Annotated in this window: 25 protein-coding genes; 13 read left to right on the plus strand and 12 right to left on the minus strand. The window is 71.9% G+C overall.

Annotation, left to right across the window (positions count from 1 at the left end; translation table 11 throughout):
- Nucleotides 1-2: 2 nt before the first annotated feature.
- From hrpB to ACQPWW_RS11585, 3 genes are read right to left on the minus strand one after another with little or no spacing between them, the layout of a single operon-like run.
- On the minus strand, nucleotides 3-2,531 hold the full coding sequence (hrpB, locus tag ACQPWW_RS11575) for an ATP-dependent helicase HrpB (RefSeq protein ID WP_433134280.1): 2,529 nt from the start codon (nucleotides 2,529-2,531) through the stop codon (nucleotides 3-5).
- A 28-nt stretch (nucleotides 2,532-2,559) separates the two neighbouring features.
- Nucleotides 2,560-2,760 (minus strand): DUF397 domain-containing protein, encoded by a 201-nt coding sequence (locus ACQPWW_RS11580; protein ID WP_433131909.1) that lies wholly within the window; start codon nucleotides 2,758-2,760, stop codon nucleotides 2,560-2,562.
- A gap of 41 nt (nucleotides 2,761-2,801) precedes the next feature.
- A complete protein-coding gene (locus ACQPWW_RS11585) occupies nucleotides 2,802-3,572 on the minus strand; it encodes a helix-turn-helix domain-containing protein (RefSeq protein WP_433134282.1) in 771 nt (256 codons plus the stop codon).
- Between the two features lie 237 nt (nucleotides 3,573-3,809).
- Between ACQPWW_RS11585 and ACQPWW_RS11590 the strand changes: the two genes are divergently transcribed.
- Genes ACQPWW_RS11590 through ACQPWW_RS11600 form a run of 3 tightly spaced genes read left to right on the plus strand, consistent with a single transcriptional unit; the run spans nucleotide 3,810 to nucleotide 6,577 of the window.
- Nucleotides 3,810-4,436 (plus strand): GOLPH3/VPS74 family protein, encoded by a 627-nt coding sequence (locus tag ACQPWW_RS11590; protein WP_433131911.1) that lies wholly within the window; start codon nucleotides 3,810-3,812, stop codon nucleotides 4,434-4,436.
- 48 nt (nucleotides 4,437-4,484) lie between these two features.
- Entirely contained in the window at nucleotides 4,485-5,990 is a 1,506-nt protein-coding gene (locus ACQPWW_RS11595) for an APC family permease (protein WP_433131913.1), read from the plus strand.
- On the plus strand, nucleotides 5,987-6,577 hold the full coding sequence (locus ACQPWW_RS11600; RefSeq protein ID WP_433131915.1) for a GNAT family N-acetyltransferase: 591 nt from the start codon (nucleotides 5,987-5,989) through the stop codon (nucleotides 6,575-6,577). The genes ACQPWW_RS11595 and ACQPWW_RS11600 overlap by 4 nt, the downstream gene beginning before the upstream one ends.
- 80 nt (nucleotides 6,578-6,657) lie before the next feature.
- Here ACQPWW_RS11600 and ACQPWW_RS11605 read toward each other — a convergent pair whose 3' ends face one another.
- Nucleotides 6,658-7,482, minus strand: a complete 825-nt coding sequence (locus ACQPWW_RS11605; protein WP_433131917.1) for a SigB/SigF/SigG family RNA polymerase sigma factor — start codon at nucleotides 7,480-7,482, stop codon at nucleotides 6,658-6,660.
- Between the two features lie 372 nt (nucleotides 7,483-7,854).
- Between ACQPWW_RS11605 and ACQPWW_RS11610 the strand changes: the two genes are divergently transcribed.
- Nucleotides 7,855-8,607, plus strand: a complete 753-nt coding sequence (locus ACQPWW_RS11610) for a hypothetical protein (RefSeq protein ID WP_433131919.1) — start codon at nucleotides 7,855-7,857, stop codon at nucleotides 8,605-8,607.
- Here ACQPWW_RS11610 and ACQPWW_RS11615 read toward each other — a convergent pair.
- Entirely contained in the window at nucleotides 8,556-10,145 is a 1,590-nt protein-coding gene (locus ACQPWW_RS11615) for a phospholipase D family protein (protein WP_433131921.1), read from the minus strand. The two genes, ACQPWW_RS11610 and ACQPWW_RS11615, sit on opposite strands and share 52 nt — an antisense overlap.
- A gap of 133 nt (nucleotides 10,146-10,278) precedes the next feature.
- Here ACQPWW_RS11615 and ACQPWW_RS11620 point away from each other — a divergent pair, with 133 nt between their 5' ends.
- On the plus strand, nucleotides 10,279-10,407 hold the full coding sequence (locus ACQPWW_RS11620; RefSeq protein WP_255508778.1) for a hypothetical protein: 129 nt from the start codon (nucleotides 10,279-10,281) through the stop codon (nucleotides 10,405-10,407).
- A 60-nt stretch (nucleotides 10,408-10,467) separates the two neighbouring features.
- Here ACQPWW_RS11620 and ACQPWW_RS11625 read toward each other — a convergent pair whose 3' ends face one another.
- A complete protein-coding gene (locus tag ACQPWW_RS11625) occupies nucleotides 10,468-11,454 on the minus strand; it encodes a pirin family protein (protein ID WP_433131924.1) in 987 nt (328 codons plus the stop codon).
- Nucleotides 11,455-11,465: 11 nt separating this feature from the next.
- A complete protein-coding gene (locus ACQPWW_RS11630; RefSeq protein WP_433131926.1) occupies nucleotides 11,466-11,948 on the minus strand; it encodes a MarR family winged helix-turn-helix transcriptional regulator in 483 nt (160 codons plus the stop codon).
- Between the two features lie 157 nt (nucleotides 11,949-12,105).
- On the opposite strand from ACQPWW_RS11630, the gene ACQPWW_RS11635 reads away from it, so the two are divergent.
- Nucleotides 12,106-12,651 carry a GNAT family N-acetyltransferase gene (locus ACQPWW_RS11635; protein WP_433131927.1) on the plus strand — a complete coding sequence of 182 codons (546 nt, stop codon included), beginning with the start codon at nucleotides 12,106-12,108 and terminating at the stop codon, nucleotides 12,649-12,651.
- On the opposite strand, the gene ACQPWW_RS11640 is transcribed toward ACQPWW_RS11635, so the two are convergent.
- Nucleotides 12,641-13,054 (minus strand): FBP domain-containing protein, encoded by a 414-nt coding sequence (locus ACQPWW_RS11640; RefSeq protein ID WP_433131929.1) that lies wholly within the window; start codon nucleotides 13,052-13,054, stop codon nucleotides 12,641-12,643. The two genes, ACQPWW_RS11635 and ACQPWW_RS11640, sit on opposite strands and share 11 nt — an antisense overlap.
- 135 nt (nucleotides 13,055-13,189) lie before the next feature.
- On the opposite strand from ACQPWW_RS11640, the gene ACQPWW_RS11645 reads away from it, so the two are divergent.
- Nucleotides 13,190-13,759 carry a TetR/AcrR family transcriptional regulator gene (locus tag ACQPWW_RS11645; protein ID WP_433131932.1) on the plus strand — a complete coding sequence of 190 codons (570 nt, stop codon included), beginning with the start codon at nucleotides 13,190-13,192 and terminating at the stop codon, nucleotides 13,757-13,759.
- Here the strand turns inward: ACQPWW_RS11645 and ACQPWW_RS11650 are convergent.
- Nucleotides 13,737-14,765 (minus strand): hypothetical protein, encoded by a 1,029-nt coding sequence (locus ACQPWW_RS11650; RefSeq protein WP_433131934.1) that lies wholly within the window; start codon nucleotides 14,763-14,765, stop codon nucleotides 13,737-13,739. The two genes, ACQPWW_RS11645 and ACQPWW_RS11650, sit on opposite strands and share 23 nt — an antisense overlap.
- A gap of 94 nt (nucleotides 14,766-14,859) precedes the next feature.
- Here ACQPWW_RS11650 and ACQPWW_RS11655 point away from each other — a divergent pair, with 94 nt between their 5' ends.
- Both ACQPWW_RS11655 and ACQPWW_RS11660 read left to right on the plus strand, forming a co-directional pair.
- A complete protein-coding gene (locus tag ACQPWW_RS11655; protein WP_433131936.1) occupies nucleotides 14,860-15,264 on the plus strand; it encodes a winged helix-turn-helix transcriptional regulator in 405 nt (134 codons plus the stop codon).
- Nucleotides 15,261-15,863 (plus strand): DUF1684 domain-containing protein, encoded by a 603-nt coding sequence (locus tag ACQPWW_RS11660; RefSeq protein ID WP_433134284.1) that lies wholly within the window; start codon nucleotides 15,261-15,263, stop codon nucleotides 15,861-15,863. The genes ACQPWW_RS11655 and ACQPWW_RS11660 overlap by 4 nt, the downstream gene beginning before the upstream one ends.
- Nucleotides 15,864-15,908: 45 nt before the next feature.
- Here ACQPWW_RS11660 and ACQPWW_RS11665 read toward each other — a convergent pair whose 3' ends face one another.
- A complete protein-coding gene (locus ACQPWW_RS11665) occupies nucleotides 15,909-16,496 on the minus strand; it encodes a general stress protein (RefSeq protein ID WP_433131938.1) in 588 nt (195 codons plus the stop codon).
- Between the two features lie 122 nt (nucleotides 16,497-16,618).
- Here ACQPWW_RS11665 and ACQPWW_RS11670 point away from each other — a divergent pair, with 122 nt between their 5' ends.
- From ACQPWW_RS11670 to ACQPWW_RS11680, 3 genes are all read left to right on the plus strand, one after another.
- On the plus strand, nucleotides 16,619-18,451 hold the full coding sequence (locus ACQPWW_RS11670) for a glycoside hydrolase family 15 protein (protein WP_433131940.1): 1,833 nt from the start codon (nucleotides 16,619-16,621) through the stop codon (nucleotides 18,449-18,451).
- A 151-nt stretch (nucleotides 18,452-18,602) separates the two neighbouring features.
- Entirely contained in the window at nucleotides 18,603-21,491 is a 2,889-nt protein-coding gene (locus ACQPWW_RS11675; RefSeq protein ID WP_433131943.1) for a ricin-type beta-trefoil lectin domain protein, read from the plus strand.
- A gap of 104 nt (nucleotides 21,492-21,595) precedes the next feature.
- Nucleotides 21,596-22,096: a metallophosphoesterase family protein gene (locus tag ACQPWW_RS11680; RefSeq protein ID WP_433131945.1), complete on the plus strand. Its 501-nt coding sequence runs from the start codon at nucleotides 21,596-21,598 to the stop codon at nucleotides 22,094-22,096.
- 39 nt (nucleotides 22,097-22,135) lie between these two features.
- Here ACQPWW_RS11680 and ACQPWW_RS11685 read toward each other — a convergent pair whose 3' ends face one another.
- Entirely contained in the window at nucleotides 22,136-22,351 is a 216-nt protein-coding gene (locus tag ACQPWW_RS11685; protein ID WP_433131947.1) for a DUF3072 domain-containing protein, read from the minus strand.
- A gap of 110 nt (nucleotides 22,352-22,461) precedes the next feature.
- On the opposite strand from ACQPWW_RS11685, the gene ACQPWW_RS11690 reads away from it, so the two are divergent.
- Nucleotides 22,462-23,400 (plus strand): NAD(P)/FAD-dependent oxidoreductase, encoded by a 939-nt coding sequence (locus ACQPWW_RS11690; protein WP_433134286.1) that lies wholly within the window; start codon nucleotides 22,462-22,464, stop codon nucleotides 23,398-23,400.
- A gap of 43 nt (nucleotides 23,401-23,443) precedes the next feature.
- On the opposite strand, the gene ACQPWW_RS11695 is transcribed toward ACQPWW_RS11690, so the two are convergent.
- Nucleotides 23,444-24,739, minus strand: coding sequence for a cation:proton antiporter (locus ACQPWW_RS11695; protein ID WP_433131949.1), 1,296 nt, complete (start codon nucleotides 24,737-24,739; stop codon nucleotides 23,444-23,446).
- Nucleotides 24,740-24,757 lie beyond the last annotated feature (18 nt).

Here is a 24,757-nt window from a genome sequence, read left to right on the forward strand (position 1 = left end):
GCTCAGCGGCGACGTGGCGCGGCACGCCGGGTGGGGGTCGCCGTCCGGGGATCCTCCGGCCACGGGTGCCGGGGATAGCGCCCGCGCAACTCGGCGCGCACCTGCGGGTAGCCGGTCCGCCAGAACGACTCCAGGTCGGCGGTGACCGCCACCGGCCGGCCCGCGGGGGAGAGCAGGTGCAGCAGCACCGGTGTCCGGCCGGCGCCGACGCGGGGCGCCGCCGACCAGCCGAACGTCTCCTGAAGCTTCACGGCGAGCACCGGTGCGGCCGGGTCGGTGTAGTCCACCCGCACCCGGGAACCACTCGGCACCTCGATCCGCTCCGGGGCGAGCTCGTCCAGGCGGGCGGCCTGCGCCCAGGGCAGCAGCCGGCGCAGCGCCGACGTCACGTCCACCCGGGCCAGGTCGGACCGACGCCGAGCCGCGGCCAACTCGGGGCCCAGCCAGGTCGCGGCGGCGTCGAGCAACGCCTCGTCGGTGACCTCCGGCCACGGGGCGCCCAGGTGGTGCCTGAGGAAACCGAGGCGTTCCCGCAGCGCCCGTGCCGCCGGCGTCCAGGTCAGCAGCCCCAGCCCCTCCTGGCGAAGACCGGCCAGCACGGCCGCCGCCACCTCGGCCCGCTCCGGCCGCTCCAGCCGCCGCTGGAGCAGCTCGATCGCGCCCAGTCGGGTCACCTCCCGGGCCACCACGTCGCCGTCGGACCAGCCGACCTCGCGGCTCGTGCGCAGCAGCGGGGCGGCCGCCTCCCGGGCCGTCGCCTCGTCCACCGGCGAGGCCCGACGGATCCGGGCCGACGGCGCGCCGGGGGTGCGGTCCGCGACGGCCACCGCCAGCCAGTCGGACCCGGCCAGGCCCGACCCGGCCATCAGCTCCGCGGCGGTCCCGCCGGTCATCAGGTACGCCGATCCGCCCGGCCGCCGCACCCGCGCCAACCGCTCCGGGTACGCCAGACCGACGAGCAGTCCGGCAGCGAGATCGTCGCTCAGCCCGCCCGGGCCGGGGGCGGTGCGGCCATCGCTCGGGGCGCCGGAGGGCAACGCCGCGCGCAGTCGGCGTACCTCGGTGCGCCAGCGTGCGGTCGCACCCGCGTCGATGCCGGCGCGCAGCCGCCGCCAGCCGGCGACCAGGTCGTCACCGGGACCGGCCGCGCTCTCCTCGGCGAGCAGGGCGACCACCTCGGCCGCCCGGTCGGCGCCGACCCGACCGGCGCCGTCGAGCAGCGCCCGGGCCAGCCGTGGGTGCGCCCCGGCGGCGGCGATCGCCCGCCCCCGCGCGGTGATCCGACCGTCGGCGTCGACAGCGCCAAGGGTTTGCAGGGTGTCCCGGGCCACCGTCAGCGCGGCAGCCGGTGGCGCGTCGGGCAGCGCGAGCCCGACGCCGTCCGGCCGGCCCCAGGCGGCCAACTCCAGTGCGAAGCCGGTCAGGTCGGCGGTGGCGATCTCCGGCTCGGCGCGGGCGGGCAACCGTTCGTGGGTCGCCGAGGACCAGCAGCGGTAGACGTACCCGGGGGCCTCCCGGCCGGCCCGGCCAGCCCGCTGGGTGGCGGCGGCCCGGGAGACCGGCACGGTGACCAGCGCGCCCAACCCACGGGCGAGGTCGATGCGGGGCACCCGGGACAACCCGGCGTCCACCACCACCCGTACGCCCGGCACGGTCAGGCTGGTCTCGGCCAGCGCGGTGGCCAGCACGACCCGGCGTCGATCGGCGGGGCGCAGGGCGGCGTCCTGCTCCGTGCCCCGCTGCCGACCGTGCAGCGGCAGCAGCGCGACGGTGTCCCGCAGGTCGGCCAACCGGCCGCTGACCGCCGCGATCTCGCCGGCTCCGGGCAGGAAGACCAGCACGTCACCGGCACGTTCGCGCAGCGCCCGCCGGACGGTGGCGGCCACGTGGTCGAGCAGCGCCCGATCCACCGGTCCGGCTCCGGACGTGACGATCGGGCGTGCCGGTGGTGCCCAGATCCGCTCGACCGGGTGCAGCGCCGAGTCGGCCCGTACCACCGGGGCCGGGGCGGACCCGCCGAGCAGCGCGGCGAAGCGGTCGGTGTCCGGGGTCGCGGACATCGCCAGCAGCCACAGATCCGGCCGGAGCGCGGCCCGTGCCTCCACCGTGAAGGCCAGCGCCAGGTCGGCGTCGAGTTGCCGCTCGTGGCACTCGTCGAGCAGCACCGCGCCCGTGCCGGACAGCTCCGGGTCGTGATGCAGCCGGCGGACCAGCAGGCCGGTGGTGACCACCTCCACGCGCGTCGCCGGGCTGACCCGACGCTCGCCGCGCACCGCGTAGCCGACCCGGTCGCCGACCCGCTCACCGAGCAGCTCGGCCATCCGGCGGGCGGCGGCGCGCGCGGCCACCCGACGGGGTTGCGCGATCACCACCCGGCCGCTCACCCGGTCGGCCACGGCCAACGGCGCGAGGGTGGTCTTGCCGGTGCCCGGCGGGGCGACCAGGACGCCGGCACCGGCCGCGTCGAGTGCCGCGACCAGCGCCGGCAGTACCGGGCGTACCGGCAGGTCCAGTGTCACGTCGGAGAGCACGGCCCAGTCTCGCACCGGTGCGGGTGGCTCAGGGGCGGCGGACCTCGCCGACGCCGAGCACGAAGGCCCGCCAGGCCACCGAATCGAAGGCGAGCGAGGGGCCGGAGCGGTCCTTGCTGTCCCGGACGGCGACCTGGCCGTCGGCTGTCGCGACCTCCACGCAGTTGCCGTTGCCGCTGCTGCGCGTGCTGGTGCGCCAGTCCGCCCGGGTCAGGTCGTGCGCCGTCATCCCTGGTACCTCTCGTCTGCGTCGGCGTGCCGCAGAGGCGGTCACGCAAAGTAACGAGAAGCCTGCTCCAGGCGGATCAGCGATGCCGCCGGATCGAGCGCCAGGCGGCACAGCTCCTCGTGCAGAAGGCTATACCGCAGCACCTGGTCGACATCCTCCAGCGCCAGTCCCATCGATAGGTTATCCAGGTAAACCACGGACGCGTCGGCGGCGTCGGCGAAGTTGAGGAGCACGTAGGGGGTGCTCATCGCGGGATGCCCGCCGGCCGCGAACGGAAGTACCTGAATTGTTACGTTGGGTAACTGCGCGACGCGACTCATGTGGGCCAGTTGTTCGGCCATCACCGGGGCGCCGCCCACCGGCCGCAACAGCACCGCCTCGTTGAGCACCACCGACAGGTGGACCGGATCGTCGCGGCGCAGCACCTCCTGCCGACGCAGTCGGGCGGCGACCTTGCGCTCCAGGCCGTCCTCGCCGGCGGTGCGCCGGTAGATCTCCCGGGCGTACGCCTCGGTCTGCAACAGTCCGGGCACCGACTCGGCCTCGTACGTGCGCAGCGCCGCGGCCTCCGCTTCCAACCCGACGTAGAACTCGAACCACTCGGGCAGCACGTCGCTGTAGCTCTGCCACCAGCCGCGTTGCTGTGCCCCTCGGGCGATCTCGATAAGCGCCTCGGCGTCCGCGCCGGTCACCTGGTACAGCGCGAGCGCCGCCCGGACGTCGCGGGGTTTGATGCCGATCAGCGCGTTCTCGATCCGGGAGAGGTTGCTCTTCGACATGTCGAGCTGGCGGGCCGCCACATCGAGGGTCATGCCCGCGCGTTCCCGAAGTTGACGAAGCTCCCGGGCGATGCGTCGACGGCGCACGGTTGGGCTGGCGGCGGGTCGGCTGGTGGGGGTGGCGGTCACCGTCCGAGTCTGCCACGCCAAGATCCGCAGGTGGCGCCAGCACGGAGTGCAACTTTCAAATCTGGGAGTTGCGTTGCAGTAGCTGTCGGTGCATCCTTTCCCGGTCGCGATCACTGTGGACACACCTGTGCGGGAGGACCGTTGCTCATCGCCGACGAGTTCTTTCTGGTCGCCCACAACGACAGTCGTGGCAAGGCGAAACTGCACGCGGCGGCGACCGGGCTCGGACTGGCCGGCGGCCTGCTCGGCGAGCTGCTCATCTACGGACACATCCACATCTCGGCCGGACGGGTCACCGTCATCGACCGGCGTCCCCCGGCGGACGCGCTGGCGCACACAGTGCTCGACCAGCTCATCGGCGAGTCCCAGCACCAGGAGCTGCGTACCTGGCTCAGTTTCCTGGCGCAGAGCGCGACGACCTCGGTGGGGGAGCGGCTGGCCCGCGCCGGGGTGCTGCGCCGCCAGGAGAGCCGCCGGCTGCTGCGCACCTCGGTCCACTATCTGCCGATCGACCTGAACGCGGTCGCCTGGCCGGCCACCCGACTGCGGGCTCTGCTGGACCGGCCGGACCCGCCGAGCGTGCCGGACGCGCTGCTGCTCGGCCTGGTCGTGGCCGCGGGGCTGACCCGCGAGGTGCTGTGGAGCGCGGGCCCCCGCGCGCACCACCGGCTGAACGTCCTCATCCCCGCACTGCCAGCTCCCCTCAAGGAACTCGTCGGGTACACCGAAGCCGCCGTCGGCGCCGCAGTGCTGCGCGGCATCCCCTGATTCCCCCGGTAACCCCTCACCCCTCCCCTCGACAACCGGAGTAGTCGCATGCCCCCGACATCGACAGTTGACAGACCCAGCAACGTCTCCGAAGCCCTGGCCCGAGGCCGTCTCGGCATCCCCTCGGTGATCTTCTTCGTGCTCTCCGCCGCCGCGCCGCTGACAGTGGTGGCTGGCGTCGTCACCACCGGCTACGGCGTCATCGGGGTGACCGGCATCCCGCTGGCCTTCCTGCTGGTCGCCGCGGTGCTCGCCCTGTTCTCGGTGGGTTACGTGGCGATGTCGCGGCGGGTGGAGAACGCCGGAGCCTTCTACGCCTACATCTCCCGTGGTCTGGGCCGGCCGGCCGGCGTCGGGGCGGCCTGGGTCGCGCTGATCGCCTACAACGCGCTCCAGGTCGGGCTGTACGGCACCATCGGTGCGGCGGCCGAGCCGGTGCTCGACCGGATCTTCGGCGGACACCCGCACTGGGCCGTCGTGGCCGTTGTGGCGTGGGCGTTGGTCGGTCTGCTCGGCCTGCTCCGGGTGGACATCAACGGGCTGGTCCTGGCCGCGCTGCTGGTCGCCGAGATCGTCGTGATCCTCGTCTTCGACCTGGGACAGCTCGGCAACCCGGCCGGCGGTGAGGTCAGCTTCGCCACGTTCTCGCCGGACAACCTCTTCGTGCCGGGCGTCGGAGCGGTGCTGGTGCTCGCCATCCTCGGCTTCGTCGGCTTCGAGTCCGCAGTGGTCTTCAGCGAGGAGAGCAAGGACCCGAAGCGGACGGTGCCGCTCGCGACCTACCTCTCGGTGGCGATCATCGCCGGGCTGTACGCGCTGTCGTCCTGGACCATGACGGTCGCCGTCGGGCCGGACCAGATCGTCGCCGCGTCCGGCGAGCAGAGCGTCACGCTGATCTTCAACCTGGCCGCCGAGCACCTCGGCGACACCGCCGTCACCATCGGGCAGGCGCTCTTCCTGACCTCGGTGCTCGCCGCGATGATCTCGTTTCACAACACCACGGCCCGGTACACGTTCGCGCTCGGTCGGGAGCGGGTGCTGCCGGCGGTGTTCGGGCGGACCTCGACAAGCAGCGGCGCGCCGCGGGCCGCCTCGCTGGCGCAGAGCGCCCTCGGTCTCGTGGTCATCCTGCTGTACGCGATAAACGGCTGGGACCCGGTGGTGAAGCTGTTCTTCTGGGGCGGCACCACAGGTGGGTTCGGCGTCCTGCTGTTGATCGCCACCACCTCGGTGGCGGTGATCGGCTACTTCGTCCGCTCCGGCGGCGACGAGAACCTCTGGAGGCGGGCCATCGCACCCGGCCTGGCCACCATCGCGCTCTTCGTGATCATCTGGTTGGCCGTGTCGAACTTCGCCAACCTGCTCGGTGTCGCGCCGGACTCCACCCTGCGCTGGGCACTGCCCGCCGTGTACCCGGTGGCCGCGCTGCTGGGCATCGGCTGGGCGCTGGTGCTGCGCAACAACCGTCCGGACACGTACGCCCGGATCGGCCTCGGCGCGGCGAGCGCCGCCGTCACGCCGGACACGGCGGCCAGGGTGGAGGTGACCCGATGAGCGTGACGATCGAGCGAGTCGGACCCGAGGAGACCACAGTGGTGGCCAACCGGATCGCCGAGGCGTTCACCGCCCTGCGGGTGACGTACTGGCTGGTGCCGGACGCGAGCAAGCGGGAGGCGGTGCTGGCCGGAGACTTCGAGATTCTGGTCGGCCACGCGATGCGGCACGGCATGGTCCACGCCACCGCCGACCGGGCCTCGGTCGCCGTCTGGTTTCCGTCGGTCGGTGAGCCGGCTCCGCCGCCGGTGGACTACGACGCCCGACTGGCCGCCGCCTGCGGCGAGTGGACCGACCGGTTCCAGCACCTCGACGAGCTGTTCGCGGCGAATCACCCGCACCCGGACCACCACCACCTGGCCTTCCTGGCGACCCAGCCGGGCCGGCAGGGTGAGGGGTTGGGCAGCGCGTTGATGCGGCATCACCACGCGTGGCTGGACGCCAACGGGATGCCGGCGTACGTGGAGGCGAGCAGCCCGCGCAGCCGGGACCTGTACGCGAAGCACGGTTACCTGGCCGGCGAGCCGTTCCGGGTGCCCGACGGCACCCCGTTCTGGCCGATGTGGCGGCAGCCGGCCGAGCGCTGACCCGTCCGTCACGCGAGCGGGACAACGGGGGTACGACGGTGGGCCGGGTCTGTCGACCCGGCCCACCGTCGTGACCTACCTCAGTACGTGCCGTCGAGCTGGCCGCGCAGCTTGGTCAGCGCCCGGGTCAACAGCCGCGAGACGTGCATCTGCGAGACACCGATCTGGTCGGCGATCTGCGACTGGGTCAGGTTGCCGTAGAAGCGCAGGGTCAGGATCTTCTGCTCGCGCTCGTCGAGGGTGGCCAGCGCCGGGCCAAGGGCGACGCGCAGCTCCGCCAGCTCGAACTCGCCGTCCTCGCCGCCGAGCATGTCGCCCAGCTCGGTGGCGCGCTCGCCGTCACCGGTCGGGGTGGACAGCGACACCGCGTTGTAGGCGCGGGCGCCCTCCAGGCCCTCCAGTACCTCTTCCTCGGTGAGCTTGAGGTGGGCGGCGATGTCGGCGACCGTCGGCGAGCGGCCGAGGGTCTGCAGGAGCGAGCTGTTGGCGTCGGAGATGGCCAGCCGCAGCTCCTGGAGCCGGCGGGGCACCCGGATGTCCCAGGTGCGGTCCCGGAAGTGCCGCTTGAGCTCGCCGATGATTGTGGGAATCGCGTACCCGGCGAAGTCGACGCCGCGGGACGGGTCGAACTTGTCGATGGCCTTGATCAGGCCAACCGCGGCGGTCTGGGCCAGGTCGTCGGTCGGCTCGCCACGGCCGCTGTAGCGGTGGGCCAGGTGGTTGGCCAGTGGCAGCCAGGCCTCGATGGCCCGGTCCCGCAGCGCGGCGCGCGACGGGTGGTTGGCGGGCAGGGCCGCCATGGCGTTGAGCAGGTCGGCGGCGCTGTCGGTGAGCGCGCGCGGGTCGAGCTTGGTGGTGGCCTTGGCAGTGGTGCTCGGCTGCTCAGTGATCGTTGGCGCGGTCATGGGTGGTCCTCCCTGCACCTCGTCCGCGGACAAAAAGGTGTGACGCTTTGGTTTAGCTTTGAATGGGCCGTTCGGGACTCACCTTAGCCTGATCGTCTCGCCGAAATCTAGCCGAAAGGCTGATGTACTTAAGGGGTGTCAGCCTACAAAAGCCGTAAATCGGGCGAGGTTAGCAAGGGATGTGATCGCCCTTACCCATCGTTGGCGCCCCTCAGCCGCTCAGCCCGCCCCGGACCATCCGGTCAGTCAGCCGACTCGACCGAGTGGTCAACATGAAATCCGACAGGTGGACGGGAGTGTCGACTATCCGTCGTTGTCCCGCCGGTGGGACCCGCCGTAGCGTCGCGTGTACACACCCGGTTCGGAGGCACCGTGCTCGATCCAACCGCTCCCCAGCTCGTCGTGAACAGTCGCACGCTCTACTTCAGCTGGATCCCGGCGGACCCGGACGCCGTCGCCGCACTGGTCCCGCCGGGCCTGCGCCCGCGCCCCGACCACCAGGTGTTCCTCAACCAGTACGTCGTCGAGGACGAGACGCAGACCTCCGGCTTCGGCGCGTACTCACTCACCTACCTCGGCGTCTCGCTGCTCGGCGTCGACGCGCCCGGCGGGCTCAACCCGGGCGGCTGGTGGACCACCTACGTGGCCTCCAGCAGGGTGGTTCGTGAGTACGCCGCCGCCCGCGGCGCCCCGGTGTTCAGCGGCCGGACCCGGATCGAGGTGAGCGGCGAGGCCCTGCTCTCCGAGACGGAGATTGACGGGACGACGTTCATCCGCGCGCGGTGCCGGGTGGGGGAGACGGGCCACGCGATCAGCAGCGGGCACCACCGCTACTTCACCCGCCGCGACGGCCAGCTGCTCAGCTCGGTCTACCCGTTCGTCGCCGAACCGGTCGCCCCGTTCGAGATCGAGTCGGTGGAGTTCCTCCAGCCGGGGCACCCGATGTACGCGCTCCGCCCGGCCAACCCGCTGACCATCGGCTTCGGCTACTACTCGCCGCGCTCCTCGTTCGCCTACCCCGGTGGGCTGAGCGTGCACCCGGTCGTCACGGCGGCGGAGCCGATCCGGTCGACTCACCAGGTGCCGGCCAGCCTCGCCCGCAGCGGCCTGCCATCCGGGTCGTAGACCAGCCGGTACACCGGCAGCGCCCAGGCGCGGGTGAACCACGGCAGCCGCTCGGGGCGGTGCGGGCGCAGCCGGCCGGGTGGCCGCTCGCCCACCTGGCCGTCGTCGTACCACCGTTGGAGCGCGTCGGCGGCGGACGTGACGGCCGCGACGGCGTCCGCCGGGTCGAGCAGGTCGGCGTCGTCCGCGCCGTCCGGGTCCCGATCCAGGTGCTCGCGCCAGAGCCGTAGCCGCAGGTCCCGGGCGAAGGTCCGCGCACCGTCGCCCTGGCCGGCCGGGTCGATGGGCGCCCGCTGGTCGCGGGTGACGTCGAGCACCGCGCAGGACAACTCGCTGTCGTGCGTCCAGGACCGGCGGTTGAAGTTGTCGCTGCCCACGCTCGCCCAGACGTCGTCGACCACGCACACCTTCGCGTGCACGTAGACCGGGCCGCCGGCGTGGTTCTCCACGTCGAACACGTGCACCCGGTCGGGGGCGGCCCGTTCGCACAGCGACAGCGCCTGCTCGCGGCCGACCATGTTCGGCGGCAGCGCGAACCTGCCGTCCACGTCCGGGTGCCGTGGCACCACGGCGATCAGGTGCAGCTCCGGGTTGTCCCGCAGCGCGTGCGCGAACAGGTCCGCCACCTCGGCCGACCACAGGTACTGGTCCTCCAGGTAGATGAGTCGGCGGGCGCGACGTACCGCCTTGGTGTAGCCCCGGGCCACGGTCCGCTCGCCGTTGGGCGCGAACGAGTAACGCGGGCGGACGGCCGGGTAGGTGCGCAGCACCTGGATCTGGTGCGGACCACACTCGGGCGGGTCGGCGGGTTGCTCGGGCAGCGGGTCCGGCCGCAGGTCCGCGCCGCGCAACCGGTCCCGCAGGTAGGCCATCGGGTTCTCCGAGTCCAGCGGCATCGGGTCGGTCCAGCGTTCCCGGAACAGCGTGTCCAACGCGCCGACCACCGGGCCGCGCACCGCGAGCTGCACGTCGTGCCAGGGCGGGTTGGGCCCGTACCGGGGCGACATCTGCACCGGCTGCGGATCACCGTGGTGATCGGCGTCGTCGCGCCGGCTGTGGCACAGGTCGATCCCGCCGGCGAACGCGACGTCCCGTTCGGGCGCGCCCAGGTGTCGCAGCACCACGAGCTTCTGGTGGTGCGAGCCGCCCCGCCGGACCCGCTGGTCGAGCAGCACCTCACCGCCGGCCGCGGAGATCGTCTCGCTGAGGTCGCGATTTTCCGCCTCGCTGTAGGCGAGCGTGTCGAGGTGCGAGCGCCAGATCAGGCCCTTGACCACCACGCCGCGCTGGGCGGCCTGGGCGAAGAGTTGGGCCACGGTCGGGCCGTCGGGACGCAGCCGCTGGTCCGGGTCGCCGCGCCAGTCGGTGAAGAACAGGTGGTCGCCCGACCCCAGTGCCTGCACCTCGTCGACCAGCCGGTCGAAGTACCCGGCACCGTGAATCAACGGCTCAGCGAGGTTTCCCTTGGTCCAGACGGGTAACCCAGAGACCGGGTTGGCGCGTTCCTGCGCGGTGAGGAACCAGTCCTGCGACGGCAACGTCCAGCCCCCCTGGAGGTCGGCAACGTCCTCACGGTAGGACCCCGGACGCGGGTCCGCACGCCAGCCCGGCGCTCCGGTGACCTGGCCAACGCCATCGAAACGGCGCGACAACAGCCGAGGAGACCACACCATGCCCCGCGACACGACGAATCCCGTGACCGAGTACCGCGAGCCGGCGGTGGAGAGCGAACGGGGTGCGCTGGTAGCGGTGTTGGTGATGGTGATTCTGGGTGTCGCCGGGATATTCGCGGTCTCCTGACCCGCCTGGGCGCCCCGTCCGATCGACGGGGCGCCCAGGCGGCGATCTCGCTGACTCAGGTCAGGGCCGCGCGCCCTGGCCGTCGGTGTGCGGCAACCGCTCGGCGGGGATCACGCCGAGCCGACCGGCCTTGAAGTCCTCGAACGCCTGGAGCAGCTCGTCGCGGGTGTTCATCACGAAGGGGCCGTACTGCGCCACCGGCTCCCGGATCGGCTTGCCACCCATGATGTAGAGATCCAGCGCCGGGGTGTTGCTGTCCTGCGCGGTGTCGGCGCTGAACCGCAGCGCGTCGCCCGGGCCGTGCACGGCGAGCTGGCCGGTGCGTACCGGCCGCCGGTCGGTGCCGACCGTGCCGCGACCGCCGAGCACGTACACCAGAGCGTTGAAGTCGGGCTGCCAGGGCAGATCGACCTGCGCCCCCGGTTGCACCGTGACGTGGGTGATGGTGATCGGCGTGAAGGTCGAACCCGGGCCGCGGTGCCCGGCGATCTCACCGGCGATGACCCGGATCAGCGCGCCACCGTCGGGCGTGGTGAGAAGCGCCGACTGACGGCCCCGGATGTCCTGGTAGCGGGGCGGGTTCATCTTGGCCGAGCGGGGCAGGTTGACCCAGAGCTGGGTGCCGTGGAAGAGCCCACCGCTCACCACCAGGTGCTCCGGCGGCGCCTCGATGTGCAGCAGGCCGCTGCCCGCCGTCATCCACTGGGTGTCGCCGTCGGTGATGGTGCCGCCACCGCCGTTGGAGTCCTGGTGGTCGAAGACGCCGTCGATGATGTACGTGACGGTCTCGAAGCCGCGGTGCGGGTGCCACGGCGTGCCCTTGGGCTCGCCCGGCGCGTAGTCGACCTCGCCCATCTGGTCGAGGTGGATGAACGGGTCCAGGTCGGCTGTCGACACCCCGGCGAAGGCTCGACGGACCGGGAAGCCCTCACCCTCGAAGCCGCTGGGCGCGGTGGTCACCTTGCGGACCGGGCGGAAGGTGGTGCTGTCGCCGAGCTGGGGCAGGCGCGGCAGGACGACGACGTTGTCGACGGTAATCGCGGGCATCGGGGGGCTCCTTAGCGGGTGGCGTGGGTGGACGAGGCGGCTCGGGCCGCTCGCAGGCGGCGGCCGAGCCGGTCGAAGACCCGGGTGAGGCAGGCGACCTCGGCGTCGTCGAGGTCGTCCATGAGATGGGCCCGGACCGACGCCAGGTGGTGCGGCGCGGCTTCGGAGAGGGCGAGCAGCCCGGCGGCGGTGAGGACCGCCTCGCTGCCCCGTCGGTCGTCCGGGCAGGGCTCCTTGCTGACCAGGCCACGGCGCTGCATGGAGGAGATCTGGTAGGTCAGGCGGCTGGGCGAGAAGATGAGCCGGTTGGCCAACTCGCCCATCCGCAGCCGCTGCCCCGGCGCCTCGGAGAGCAGGACCAGCACGTGGTAGTCGGCGAAGCTCAGCTCGCTGTCGGCGCGCAGGTCCTCTTCCAGCTGGGTGTAGAGACGCTGGCTGGCCTCGATGTAGGCGCGCCAGGCGACCTCTCGGGCGCGGTCCAGGCTCTCGGTCATGACCACGACAGTAGCACTACTTCAAAATTTAACTACCTCCGTTGAGCGTTGCCTGGGTCACCTTTTCGCTGTCGAACGGACGACTCTTGCAATTTTTAAGGAGATGGACGCGAAACCGGCGGCGCGGTGCTGGCCCGGTGTGCGAGACTCCCGCCTCGTGGAACACGTGGAACTCACCGACGCCGACCTCCTGCTGCGCCCGTGGCGAGACGGGGATGCTCCGGCGGTGCGCGATGCCCTGGGCGACCCGGCCATCGCCCAGTGGAACCCGCAGGGCGGCGGCCCGATCGACGACGAGGTCGCGCTGCTCTGGGTTCGCCGCCGGGCCGACTGGTCCGCCGGCGACCACGTCTCCCTGGCGGTGACCTCGGCGGCCGACGGGAAACTGCTGGGTTCGGTGTCGCTGCACCACATCCACCACGGCGACGCGTCCATCGGTTACTGGACGGCGCCGGCGGCGCGCGGGCGGCAGGTGGCGGTGCGGGCCGTGGTCCGCCTCACCGACTGGGCGTTCACCGACCTGCGGCTGCACCGGGTGGAGCTGTGCCACGCGGTGGCCAACCCGGCGTCCTGCCGGGTGGCCGAGCGGGCCGGCTACCTCGCCGAGGGGACGTTGCGCGAGTCGTACCGGTACGGCGACGGTCGCCGCTACGACGAGCACCTGCACGCCCGCCTGGCCACCGACAGTCAGCTCACCCGTTGACCTTCCGGATGAACGCCGTGAGGGTGGCCCGGACGCGGTCGATCCGCTCCGGCAGGGGCAGGGGCTCGGGCATCGGCGGCCCGGCGTGCTTCTTCCCCCGCACGTAGAGCGAGCAGGCCAGGTCGGAGCACATGTATGTGCCCACGGAGTCGCCCTGGCGTCCACTCGGACCGGCCTTGGGGGCGGTCATCAGCGAGACGCCGTCGCTCAGGTGCGTGGTCAGGCAGAGCGAGCACATGCTGCGCCGCACGCGCCCGGTCTGGTGCGTCGCGGCCCGCAGCACCACTCCGACGAGCCGGCCGTCGAATTCGGCGAGCAGGTAACCCCGCTGCGGCGCCGCCGGGTCCCGCCAGCCGAGGAAGTCGAGGTCGTCCCACTGGCGCGTGGCCAGATCGTTCGGCACGGTCAGCCTCTTCGCCTCACCCTGACTGCAGTTGACGAAGGATCTGCGGATGACGGATTCGGTAACGGCTAACATAGGTAGTAGCCTAGCTCTCCTAGGCAAACAATTAACCAGGCTAGGTTTGGGGTGTGCTGCATGGCACGTGCGGGGGTGACCGTCGAGCGCCTCACGCTGGCCGGGGCCGAGCTGGCCGACGAGGTGGGCGTGGAGAACGTGACGGTCGCCGCGCTCGCGCGGCACTTCGGCGTGAAGGACGCGAGCCTGTACTTCCACCTCAAGAACGCACAGGACCTGCGGGTCAGGATCGCTCTGCTGGCGCTGGCGGAGCTGGCCGACCGGGTCGCCGATGCCCTCGCCGGCCGCGCCGGCAAGGACGCGCTGGTGGCCTTCGCCAACGCGTACCGGGACTACGCGCGACAGCACCCGGGTCGCTACGCCGCCATGCAGATCGACCTCGACCCGGAGACCGCCGCCGCGAGCGCGGGCGTCCGGCACGCCGAGATGACCCGGGCGATCCTGCGCGGCTACCGGCTCTCCGAGCCCGACCAGACCGACGCCGTCCGGATGATGCACAGCACGTTCCACGGGTTCGTCAGCCTGGAGAGGACCGGCGGCTTCCGGCACACCCCGCGGGCCGCGGACGACTCGTGGTCGCGCACCCTGGACGCCCTCGACGCCGTCCTCACCAACTGGCCGCCGCGCTGACGGCCGGGCGGGCCTTTGCCCTGCGGGCGACGAGCGCGCGGCGCTGGGCGAGCAGGACGAGACCGAGGCCCGCCAGGAACCAGGTGGCGAGGATGACGAGGGGCGTCACGGTGTGCGCGCCGTCGAAGTAGCCGAAGTTGTTGACCGCCCGCACGGCCGCGCCCGGTGGCAGCTTCGCCGAGATCGCCTGCGCCCATCCGGGTAGCAGGTCGACCCCGATCGCGGCTCCGCTCGTCGCGTTGCCGATGGTCGTGAGAGTGAGGACGGCGAGGGCGATCCCCGCCGGGCCGAGCCAGGCCCCGAGCGCCTTCGTCGTGAAGGCGCTGGCGGCGGACAGGAGGATGAGCGAGAGGGCGAGCAGCGGGAACGGGGCCGTCAGCGATCCGTACACCGGACCCGCGACGGTCGCCGCGATCACACCGATCAGGACGGCGAATCCGCCCATCGCGTAGAGGCGGTGGCGCAGGCGCACCTTCGCGGTGGCCGCGGTGAGCCCCTGAGCGAGGACGAACGACGAGAGGGTGACGCCGAACACCACGTAGAAGCCAGACAGCCCTCGGCTGTCGTAGGTCGTCAGCGGCACGATGTCGTTCTCCTGGACGGTCGCCCCGGCCTTCTCGGCGAGACCGGCCGCGAGCTGACGCGCGGCGCCGCTCTCGCTGAACCCGCTCGCGCCGGCGTAGTCGAGGGTCAGCGTGGTGGGGGAGGTCGCGCCGAGGACGGCCACGGCGTCGCCGTGTCGCACCAGGGCCTCGCCGTCCGCGACGCTCGCGACCTCGGTAACGGCCACGGCGTTGCCGAACCCCGCCCGTGCGGTGTTCGACAGCTGCGCGCTGACCACGGCGATCGGCAGCTGGCTCGGCTGGGGGCTGCGTTGCAGTCCGACATAGACCGCGATGAACGCGGTGCCGATGATCAGCCCGGTGATCACGAGCGTGGTCCAGGCTCGGCGCTGGGTGACGACGGGCGACGGCTCGTCGGTACGTGGACCGGATGGCGACGTCATGGGTGCTTCCTCGGGTAGTGTGGTTTGAATGTCCAACCAAACGAACCGTAGCACCGACGGTTTGAAAATCAAACCAGAGCGGGACTCTCTCGCTGTGGCGCTGGATGCGGTAAACGACAGGTGGTCGCTGCACATCGTGCGAGCGCTCGCATTCGGCGCGTCGCGGTACACCGAGATCCTTCGCGCCGTCGGCGCGCCAAGGGACGTCCTCGCCGCCCGACTGCGAAAACTGGCCGAATCCGGCATCCTCCAGGCCCGTGCCACCGAGAACGGCAAGGTCGCGGGGTACGAACTCACCCAGAAGGGCAAGGACCTCGGGCAGGTCATCCTCGTGCTCAAGCGCTGGGGTGACACGTACAGCGAGAGTGACGTGCCCCGGGTCGACTTCACCCACGACGTGTGCGGTGAGGTCTTCGTCGCCGAGGTGCGCTGCCGGGCGTGCGGCAAGCCCGTCCGGTCCGGAGAGCTGTCATTCGATCAGGAGTCCCCAGCATGTTGAGCGATTTGGAGTTGGCCGACTGGCGGGAGCGGGTTGCCCGGCTGTACCTGTCCGACGTCGACCTGGCCGGCTTCCGCGCCGGCCGCGACGAGCTGTTCGCCACCCACCCGCAGAGCCCGATCCCGGTGGCGGACCGGCCCGGCTTTTCCGGGGTGCGCTACTTCCCGCCCAATCCCGAGGCCGTGGTGGAGGCGCCCCTGCGCTCGGCCAGCGGGGAGTTGCGCATCGACACCGGGGGCCCGGACGGGGTGATCGCGTACCGGCGGGTCGCCGTGGCCGAGACGCCTTGGGGTCCGCTGACCCTGTGGTGGATCGAGGCGTACGGGGGCGGGCTGTTCGTTCCGCTGCGCGACGGCACCTGCGGGCAGGGGAGCTACGGGGGAGGGCGGTACCTCACCGACACGGTGAAGGGCACGTTCGGCCGGGGCGTCGAGCTGCTGCCCGGCGACCGGGTCCGGCTGGACGGCAACTACCTCTACAACCCGAGCTGCGCCTACGACGACCGCTGGGCCTGCCCCCTGGCGCCGCCGGAGAACCGGGTCGAGGTCGACATTCGCGCCGGCGAGCAGACGTACACGACACACGGCAACGGTGGTTGAGCGAGCCGCCCCGGCGTGCTGCCGGGGCGGCCGATCGATCGTCGCTCAGCGGGCGGTGGCCGGCGAGCCGGGCATCTGCATCCGACCCATCAGCTGTCGGGCCTGGTCGGCGAGCTGCGCGTCGACGGTCACCGCGTACTGGCCGGCGCGGAGCGAGCTGGCCGAGGTGAAGTCCCGCTGCCCGCCCGTCATCGCGTGCGCGACGGCACCGAACACGGCGCCCCAGATCGCGCCGATGACCAGCCCGACCACGATCACCGCCAGCCAGTTGCCGACGGTGAAGATGCCGAACAGCAGGCCGATGAAGAGCCCGAACCAGGCGCCGGTGCCGGCGCCGAGCAGTCCGGCGCGACCTGTGGTCATCCGCCCGAGCACCGTCTCCACCAGGGTGAGGTTGGTGCCGACGATAGCGGTGTGCTCCACCGGGAAACGGTTGTCGGCCAGATAATCGACCACCCGCTGCGCGGTCGGATAGTCCGGGTACGAGCCGATCGTCACTGTCGGCGGGCCGGTCTCCGGCCCGTGGCCGTTACCGCCCGGTGTCGAGAGGCGACCGGCCGGTCCGGTTGGAAGCAGGTTGCCGTCCTGTGTGCCGGGCCGCCACGCGGCGGTCGGCCCCGAAGCTGACGTCATGAGCATCCTCCCTCGTCAACCCGCCGGGTTCCCACCCGTGTCGACCGGTAACACCGGCCAGCGCGGCGCGGGTCATCCCCGACCTGGGGGAATGGGTACGGACGGCCCGGGTAGGCAGTCAGGTGGAGAGCGGACAGATCAGCGACTACGGTTTCCTCGCCGACGGCCGCAGCGCGGCGCTGGTGGACGCCTCGGGCTCGGTGAACTGGTGGTGCCCGGGGCGGTTCGACGGCCCGTCGGTGTTCGGCCGGCTGCTCGACGACGACGCCGGACACTGGTCGATCCGGCCCGAGGGCGACTACACGGTGCAACGTTGCTACCTCGACGACACCCTTGTTTTGCGCACCGTCTTCCGCACCGCGCAGGGGGAGGTCGCGCTCACCGACGCGCTCGCCTTCGAGCCCGGCAGCCGGGGTCACGACATCGGGCTGCGCTCCCCGCAGGTGCTGGTCCGTAGCGTGCGAGGGCTCACCGGTGCGGTGCCGATGCGGGTGCACTACCGGCCGCGCTTCGAGTACGGGCGCACCATCGCGTACCTGGTCGAGCGGGAGGACATGCTCGAGGCCATCGCCGGGGCCGCACGGCTCACGTTCCGCAGCAGCATGCCGTTGTCGTGCGGTGACGACGGCGATGCCGCAGCGACGTTCACCGTCCGCGCCGACACGACCCACAACTTCACCCTCGGGTACGCCCCGACCTACGACGCCCCACGGCCGGAGGTGCCGGACGCCGACCAGACGATCGCCGACACCGTCGCCGGCTGGCGGTCCTGGACCGACGAGCACGACTACGACGGCCTCTACGCCGAGCAGGTGCGGCGCAGCGGGCTGGTGATGCAGGGCATGACGTACCGGCCCAGCGGCGCGGTGGTGGCCTCGGTGACCACCTCCCTGCCGGAGAAGCTCGGCGGCGATCGCAACTACGACTACCGCTACGTCTGGGTACGCGACTTCAGCCACACCCTGCGGGCGCTGTGGCGGTCGGCGTGCTTCGACGAGGTGCGGCGACAGTTCGCCTGGTTGGGTCGGGCGATGGGCCGGATCGACGACCAGCCGGTGCCCATCATGTACGGGGTGCTGGGGGAGCGGGACCTCACCGAGCACCGGCTGGACCAGCTCGGCGGTTACCGCGACAGCCCGCCGGTGGTGACCGGCAACGACGCCTGGCGGCAGCGGCAGAACGACATCTACGGCGCGGCAATGGACGCCGCCTGGCTGATGCGGGACCAGTTGGAGCCGTTCGACCCGGAGGTCTACCACCTGCTCCGGTTGCTCGCCGACCAGGCCGAGCAGGACTGGAAGAAGCCGGACGCGGGGATGTGGGAGGAGCGGGGCGTCCAACACCACCACGTGTCCTCGAAGGTGGAGTGTTGGGTAGCGCTGGACCGGGCGGTCCGCTTCGGCGACCGGCTCGGTGAGCCGCAGGACCTGGCCCGCTGGACGGCGGCCCGGGACGAGGTGCGCCAGGCGGTCCTCACGCGGGGGTGGAGCGACCGGCTCCAGTCGTACACCGGGATCTTCGATTCCGACGAGCTGGACGCGTCGGTGCTGGTGATGCCGCTCGTGGGGTTCATGCGGGCCGACGACCCGCGGATGCGCTCGACGGTCCGCGCGGTGGAGCGGCGGCTGTCGCACGAGGGTCTGCTGCGCCGCTGGGACGGTGACCCGGCGGGCTTCGTGATCTGTTCGTTCTGGCTGGTGAGTTGTCTGGCGTTGGGCGGTGAGCGGGAGCGGGCGCACGAGTTGTTTCGTGATCTGGCCGGTCGGGTCAACGACCTGGGCCTGTTCGCCGAGCAGATCGACCCGCTCACCGGCGAACAACTGGGCAACTTCCCGCAGGCGTTCTCGCACATCGGCCTGATCAACGCCGCCGGTGTGCTGACCGACGTCGAGCGGGACCCGACGTTGCGCGAGTGCGCGATGCCCCCGGCACACTTCACCCCGACGCGCGGCTGAGGCCGTACTTTCGTCTGAATCTTGACGACTTTCGATTCGTTGACGTGAAGTTCTATCGCCTTCCAGTGAAAGACGTTAATGTCCGGGACACCGCGGTGCTCCTCCAGTCGGCGGGAGCGGCACCGAGATCCCCCGGACAGCTGGAGGTCTCGTGTCCCGCACTCCGCGTCGACGTCTCGTCGCCGCCACCACCCTGCTCACCGTCCTCAGCGCCCTCTGCCTCGCCCCACCGGCCGCCGCGCGTGCGCGCGCCGAACGCCCCGTCCCGGTCTCCCTGGCCGGCGCGGCCCTGGCGCCGCCCGCCACCGTCGGGTTCGAGAAGATCGCCCTCGACGGCGGGCTCTCCATGGGAGAACCGATCGAGTTGGCCGTCGCCCCCGACGGCAAGGTCTTCTTCATCAACCGGGGCACCAGCAGCGGCGGCGGTCAGGTCCGTCTCTACAACCCGGCGACGAGGTCGACAACTGTCGCGCTGACCCTGCCACTGGACGCCCGCTTCGAGGACGGCCTGATCGGCATCACGCTGCACCCGGGCTTCGCGACAAACCGCTGGGTCTACCTCTTCTACTCGCCCAAGGTCACCCCGCTGGTCAACCGGATCAGCCGGTTCACCTTCAACCCGTCCACGTCGCTGCTCGACCCGGGCAGCGAGAACCTGCTCATCGAGTGGCCCACCGAACGTGACCTGTGCTGTCACTCGGCCGGCTCGATGAGCTGGGACACCGCCGGCAACCTGTACTTCGCCGTCGGCGACAACACCAACTCCGGCGGCGACTCCGCCGGCATGGCCCCGATCGACGAGCGGACCAGCCGCAACGCGCAGTACGACGCCCAGCGCACGTCGGGCAACACCAACGACCTGCGCGGCAAGATCAACCGGATCCACCCGGAGAACGACGGCAGCTACACCGTCCCCTCCGGCAACCTCTTCGCGGCCGGCACCGCGCGCACCAGGCCGGAGATCTACGTGCTGGGGGTGCGCAACCCGTACCGGATCTGGGTGGACCGCAAGGCCAACAACACCCTCTACTGGGGCGAGGTCGGCCCGGACGCCGGCGCCGACCTCGCCAACCGTGGCCCGGCGGCGTACGACGAGTTCAACCGGGCCAACGGTCCGGGCAACTACGGCTGGCCGTACTGCGGCGGCCCCAACGTCGCCTACAACGACTGGGACTTCGCCACCGCCTCGCCGCGCGGCTGGTTCCCGTGCGGCGGCTCGACCGGCCCGGTCAACAACTCACCCCGCAACACCGGCCTCCAGCAGCTGCCGGCGACGAAACCGGCGCTGGTCTGGGAGCAGCACGGTGGCAGCGAGGACTGGCCGGCGCTGGACAACCCCGGTGGGTGCGGGTCGCCGAACCACGTCGAGGTCTACCACTACGACCCGAACCTCGCCTCCGACGTGAAGTGGCCGGCCTACTACGACAACAAGTGGCTCATCTCCGAGTACTGCCGGAACTGGATCAAGGAGGTCCAGTTCGACAACGGCAACCCGGCCACCGGCGTGCCCACTGTCATCGAGCCGGTACTCGCCGGCATGAGGTTCGTCCACCCGATCGACTGGCAGTTCGGCCCGGACGGCTCGCTCTACCTGCTCGAATACGGAAGCGGCTACTTCTCCGGCGCCGCCGACGCCGGTCTCTACAAAATCAACTACGTGCAGGGCGGCCGATCGCCGGTGGCCAAGGCCACCGTCAACAAGGACAACGGGCTGGCGCCGCTCGCGGTGACCTTCTCCAGCGCCGGCAGCTCCGACCCGGACGGTGACCCGCTGACGTACGCCTGGGACTTCACCGACAACGGCAGCACCGACTCGACCGCCGCCAACCCCTCCTTCACGTACTCGGCGAACGGCACGTACAACGCCCGACTCACCGTCAACGACGGCACCGGCCGCAGCGCGACAACGTTGGTGGCGGTGGTGGTCGGCAACAACCGGCCGACGGTCACGCTGAACGGGCTGCCCGCCGGCGGGCTCTTCGACTGGGGGCAGGACCTGACGGTGAGCGCCACCGCCACCGACCCGCAGGACGGCACGCCGGCCTGCTCGGCGGTGGTCGTCCGGGCCGCGCTCGGACACCAGGAGCACGCCCACGAGGAGGGGGAGGGGACCGGCTGCGGCGCGACCTTCAACACCGGCCCGGTGCACGCCGGCCCCGACTCGGTGCTGTTCTTCGTCCTGCGCGGCAGCTACACCGATCGCGGCGCGACCGGCTCGGCCGGCCTGACCGGGGAGAAGGAGATCATTCTCTTCCCGAAACAGTGGCAGGCCGAGCACCTCGTCCAACTCAACGGGCCCAAGGTGATCGACCAGGCGGCGGCCGAGGGCGGCAAGCGGCTCGGTGACATCCAGAGCGGCGAGAACGTCCGGCACCACGCCGTGAGCCTCAAGGGCATCACCGGCGTCCGCGCGCGCGTCTCCTCCGGCGGCCCCGGTGGGACCATCTCCTTCCGGTACGACTCACCGACCGGCACCGAGGTCGCCCGGATCCCGGTGCCGAACACCGGCGGCTGGGACAACTACACCGAGCTGAGCGCCACGGTGACCAGGCCCGACGACGGCACCCACGACCTGTACCTGGTCTTCACCGGCGGCAGCGGCGCGCTGCTGGACGTGGACAGCTACACCTTCACCGGCCCGGGCGTCGGCACCGGTGGGGCCCGCACCGGCGAGGTCAAGGCCCTCGGCAAGTGCGCGGACATCGCCTCCAGCCAGACCGCCAACGGCACAGCGGTGCAGACCTGGACCTGCAACGGCACCGCCGCGCAACGCTGGACCCTGCCCGGCGACGGCACGGTACGCGGACTCGCCAAGTGCCTGGACGTGAAGGCGAGCGGCACCACCGACGGCACGCTCGTGCAGCTCTACGACTGCAACGGCAGCGGGGCCCAGCAGTGGGCCGCACAACCGGACGGCAGCCTGCGCAACCCGCAGTCCGGCCGTTGTCTGGACATCCCCAACTCCGACCTCACCGACGGTCGGCAACTGCGGATCTGGACCTGCAACGGCACCGGCGCCCAACGGTGGACCCTGCCCTGACCGGTGCCTGACCGACGTCGTGCCCGTGCCCCCGGGGTCGGCGCGATCCGGCCGTCCACCCGCGTCCCCGGGTGGGCGGCCGGGGCGCGGGGGAGAATGCCGGGATGCGGCTGGTACTCACGGCGGACACCCACCTGCCCAAGCGGGCCCGCGATCTGCCCGGGGCGCTCTGGGCGGCGATCGAGGAGGCGGACGTGGTGGTGCACGCCGGCGACTGGGTGGACGAGGCGTTGCTCGACGCGATGACCGCGCGGTCGCGGCGACTGGTCGGGGTGTACGGCAACAACGACGGGCCGGCGCTGCGCGCCCGACTGCCGGAGGTGGCCCGGGTCGAACTCGACGGCCTGCGCGTCGCCGTGGTGCACGAGACCGGACCACGAACCGGTCGCGAGAAGCGGTGTGCCGCCCGGTTTCCCGATGTCGACGTGCTGGTCTTCGGGCACTCGCACATACCCTGGGACACCGAGGCGCCCGGCGGGCTGCGACTGATCAACCCCGGCTCGCCCACCGACCGACGCTCCCAACCGCACGCCACCTACCTCAGCGCCACGATCGACAGCGGCCGCCTGACCGAGGTGACGCTGCACCGCCTGACCCGCGACTGACCGTCGGCAACGGTGCCGACCACGGACCCCTCCAGCGGGTTACTGGCCTCGGCCCGTCTCGGCCTGGAGCTCGTCGATGCGCTTGGACGCCTCGGCCTTCGTCAGGTCCGCGGGAAGCTCCGTGTCGGCCTCCCGGGCCAGCGTGCTCAGGTAGGACTCCTGCGCGGCGGTGGGCGGTTCGTCGCCGGTGACCCACTCGTCCGGGTCCTTGATCGCGGCGCGCTGGTCACCCTGCTGATTGCTGCGGTCCGTCATCGTCATCATCCTCTCTTCGAACAGGTGTGCCAGTACCCCTGATCCCACTCGTTCATACCTGTCCGCCGGCCGCCACCTACGATCACCGAATGAGTGTGGATCCTTCACGCGTGGTGGTGGTCGGGGCGGGCATCGCCGGGCTGGCCTGTGCGGTCGAGCTGACCCGGGCCGGGGTGCCGGTGCAGGTCCGGGAACGCGGGCACGTCTGTGGCGGCCGGATGGCCAGCAAACGCTTCGAGGGCCGGCCCGCGGACATCGGCGCCGCGTACTTCACCGCCAGCGACCCGGACTTCGCCGCCGTTGTCGAGCAGTGGCGCGCCGCCGGGCTGGTCCGGGAATGGACCGACACCTTCCAGGCCTACGACCGCACCGGCCGCCACGACGTGCCCGGGCCGATGCGCTTCGCCGCACCGCGCGGGCTGCGCTCCCTCGTCGAACACCTGGCCGCCGAGGTGTCGGTGACCGTCGACCGGCTGGTGCTCGGCGTGGAGCCCGGGCCGACAGTGGACGGCGAGTCGTGCGCGGCCGTCGCGCTGGCCATGCCGGGCCCGCAGGCCGCCCTGCTCCTCGACCCGGCCCTGACCGCCGCCACCCAGGTCGTGCAGGCGCAGCGCTGGTCGCCGACACTGGCCGCGGTGCTGCGGTTCCCGCCCCGACGCTGGCCGGACTTCCGGGGCGCGTTCGTCAACGACCACCCGGTCCTCGCTCTCGTCTGCGACGACGGCGACCGACGCGGCGACGGCGCGCCGGTGCTCGTCGCGCACACCCAGCCGGAGTTCGCCGCCGGGCACCTCGCCCAGCCCACCGCGGCCGGGCCGGCCATCGAGCAGGCCGTTCGGGACCTGCTGGGACTGCCCGAGCAGGCCGTCGACGTGCACGTACACCGCTGGACCTACGCCAAGCCGACAAGCTCCGCCGCCGCCGACACGTACCACCTCGACGCCGACGGGATCGGCCTGGCCGGCGACGCGTTCGGCAAGCCCCGGGTGCAGAGCGCCTGGCGCTCCGGCCGGGACCTGGGACGCGCCATCGCCGCCCGCCTGACCTGACCCGTGCCGGCTCAGGCGGGAGCGGGCGCAGTGGCCGGTGCGGTCACGCGTGGCCCGCCGCGGCGACCGGCCGGGCGTCGGCATCCCGCTCGGCCGGGTCGGAGGTCCGCTCGCCCTCCCGGTCGAGCAGCTGCATGACGGGGGTCGCCGTGATGCCGTGCGCCACCACGGACACGAGCACCACCAGCCCGACGGTCGCCCACAGCAGCTCGGCCTGCGGGAAGTCCGCCTTCGTGGTGGCGTACGCGAGGTAGTAGAAGGAGCCGACACCGCGGATGCCGAACAACGAGATCACCCAGTGCTCGGCGGGTCGTCCCGGCGCGCCCCGCAGCGACAACCACCCGACCAGCGGCCGGACCAGGAACACCAGCGCCAACCCGACGGCGGCCGCCGGCCAGGTCAGCGGGGCCAGCAGTCCACCCACGATCGCGCCGCCGAGCAGCAGCAACAGCACCAGGGTGAGCAGCCGTTCCACCTGCTCGGCGAAGTCGTGCAGCACCGAGTGGAACTCGTGGGTCCGTTCGGCGGCCCGGATGGCCCGCGCGGCCACGAACACCGCCAGGAAGCCGTACCCGCCGACCACCTCCACCAGCCCGTACGCCAGGAACGTGGCGGCCAGCGCCAGGAAACCCTCGGCGTGTCGGGCCAGCCGCAGCTCACTGGGCGCGCGGAAGAACAGCTTGCCGAGCAGCCAGCCGATCAGCAACCCACCGCCGACCCCGACGCCCACCTTCCAGAGCACGTCCACCGTGAACCACTCGGCCATCCATTCGCTCGGGGCGAGGCTGGTCGAGGCGATGGCGATGGCGGCGTAGACGAACGGGAACGCCAGCCCGTCGTTGAGGCCGGCTTCCGAGGTCAACGCGAAGCGGACCTCGTCCTCGGAGTCCTCCACGTCCGTCGGCTCGCCGACCTGCACGTCGGCGGCGAGCACCGGATCGGTCGGGGCCAGCGCGGCGCCCAACAACAGGGCGGCGGCCGGCACCAGGCCCGCCCACCACCAGCCGAGCAGGGCCACCGCCGCGATGCACAGCGGCATGGCGATCGCCAGCAGCCGCCAGGTGGACGACCACCGCCGCCAACTCAACGGTCGGTCGATCTTGAGGCCGGCGCCCATCAGCGCGACGATCACACCGATCTCGGTGAGGTGGGTGGTCAGCTCCGGGTGGGCCAGCGGGTCGGGGGTCGGCAGCCCGACCGGCAGCAGGAACACCAGCATGCCGAGGGCGAGGAAGGCGATCGGCATGGACAGCGGACGCCGCTCCAGCACCCGGGGCAGGATGCCCGCGAGCAGAGCGCCCAGGCCCACAAGCGCGAACGCCACGTCTACCGGCTCCACGGCACCACCCTTCGCCCG

The organism is Micromonospora sp. CA-240977, from assembly GCF_050942285.1.
Lineage (GTDB): Bacteria > Actinomycetota > Actinomycetes > Mycobacteriales > Micromonosporaceae > Micromonospora.

Coding starts and splice junctions, on each gene's coding strand:
- ACQPWW_RS11580 (WP_433131909.1), bottom strand. CDS start 2,760: ATGACGGCGCACGACCTGACCCGGGCGGACTGGCGCACCAGCACGCGC.
- ACQPWW_RS11585 (WP_433134282.1), bottom strand. CDS start 3,572: ATGACCCTCGATGTGGCGGCCCGCCAGCTCGACATGTCGAAGAGCAAC.
- ACQPWW_RS11595 (WP_433131913.1), top strand. CDS start 4,485: ATGCCCCCGACATCGACAGTTGACAGACCCAGCAACGTCTCCGAAGCC.
- ACQPWW_RS11600 (WP_433131915.1), top strand. CDS start 5,987: ATGAGCGTGACGATCGAGCGAGTCGGACCCGAGGAGACCACAGTGGTG.
- ACQPWW_RS11605 (WP_433131917.1), bottom strand. CDS start 7,482: ATGACCGCGCCAACGATCACTGAGCAGCCGAGCACCACTGCCAAGGCC.
- ACQPWW_RS11620 (WP_255508778.1), top strand. CDS start 10,279: ATGCCCCGCGACACGACGAATCCCGTGACCGAGTACCGCGAGCCGGCG.
- ACQPWW_RS11625 (WP_433131924.1), bottom strand. CDS start 11,454: ATGCCCGCGATTACCGTCGACAACGTCGTCGTCCTGCCGCGCCTGCCC.
- ACQPWW_RS11630 (WP_433131926.1), bottom strand. CDS start 11,948: ATGACCGAGAGCCTGGACCGCGCCCGAGAGGTCGCCTGGCGCGCCTAC.
- ACQPWW_RS11645 (WP_433131932.1), top strand. CDS start 13,190: ATGGCACGTGCGGGGGTGACCGTCGAGCGCCTCACGCTGGCCGGGGCC.
- ACQPWW_RS11650 (WP_433131934.1), bottom strand. CDS start 14,765: ATGACGTCGCCATCCGGTCCACGTACCGACGAGCCGTCGCCCGTCGTC.
- ACQPWW_RS11665 (WP_433131938.1), bottom strand. CDS start 16,496: ATGACGTCAGCTTCGGGGCCGACCGCCGCGTGGCGGCCCGGCACACAG.
- ACQPWW_RS11680 (WP_433131945.1), top strand. CDS start 21,596: ATGCGGCTGGTACTCACGGCGGACACCCACCTGCCCAAGCGGGCCCGC.
- ACQPWW_RS11685 (WP_433131947.1), bottom strand. CDS start 22,351: ATGACGGACCGCAGCAATCAGCAGGGTGACCAGCGCGCCGCGATCAAG.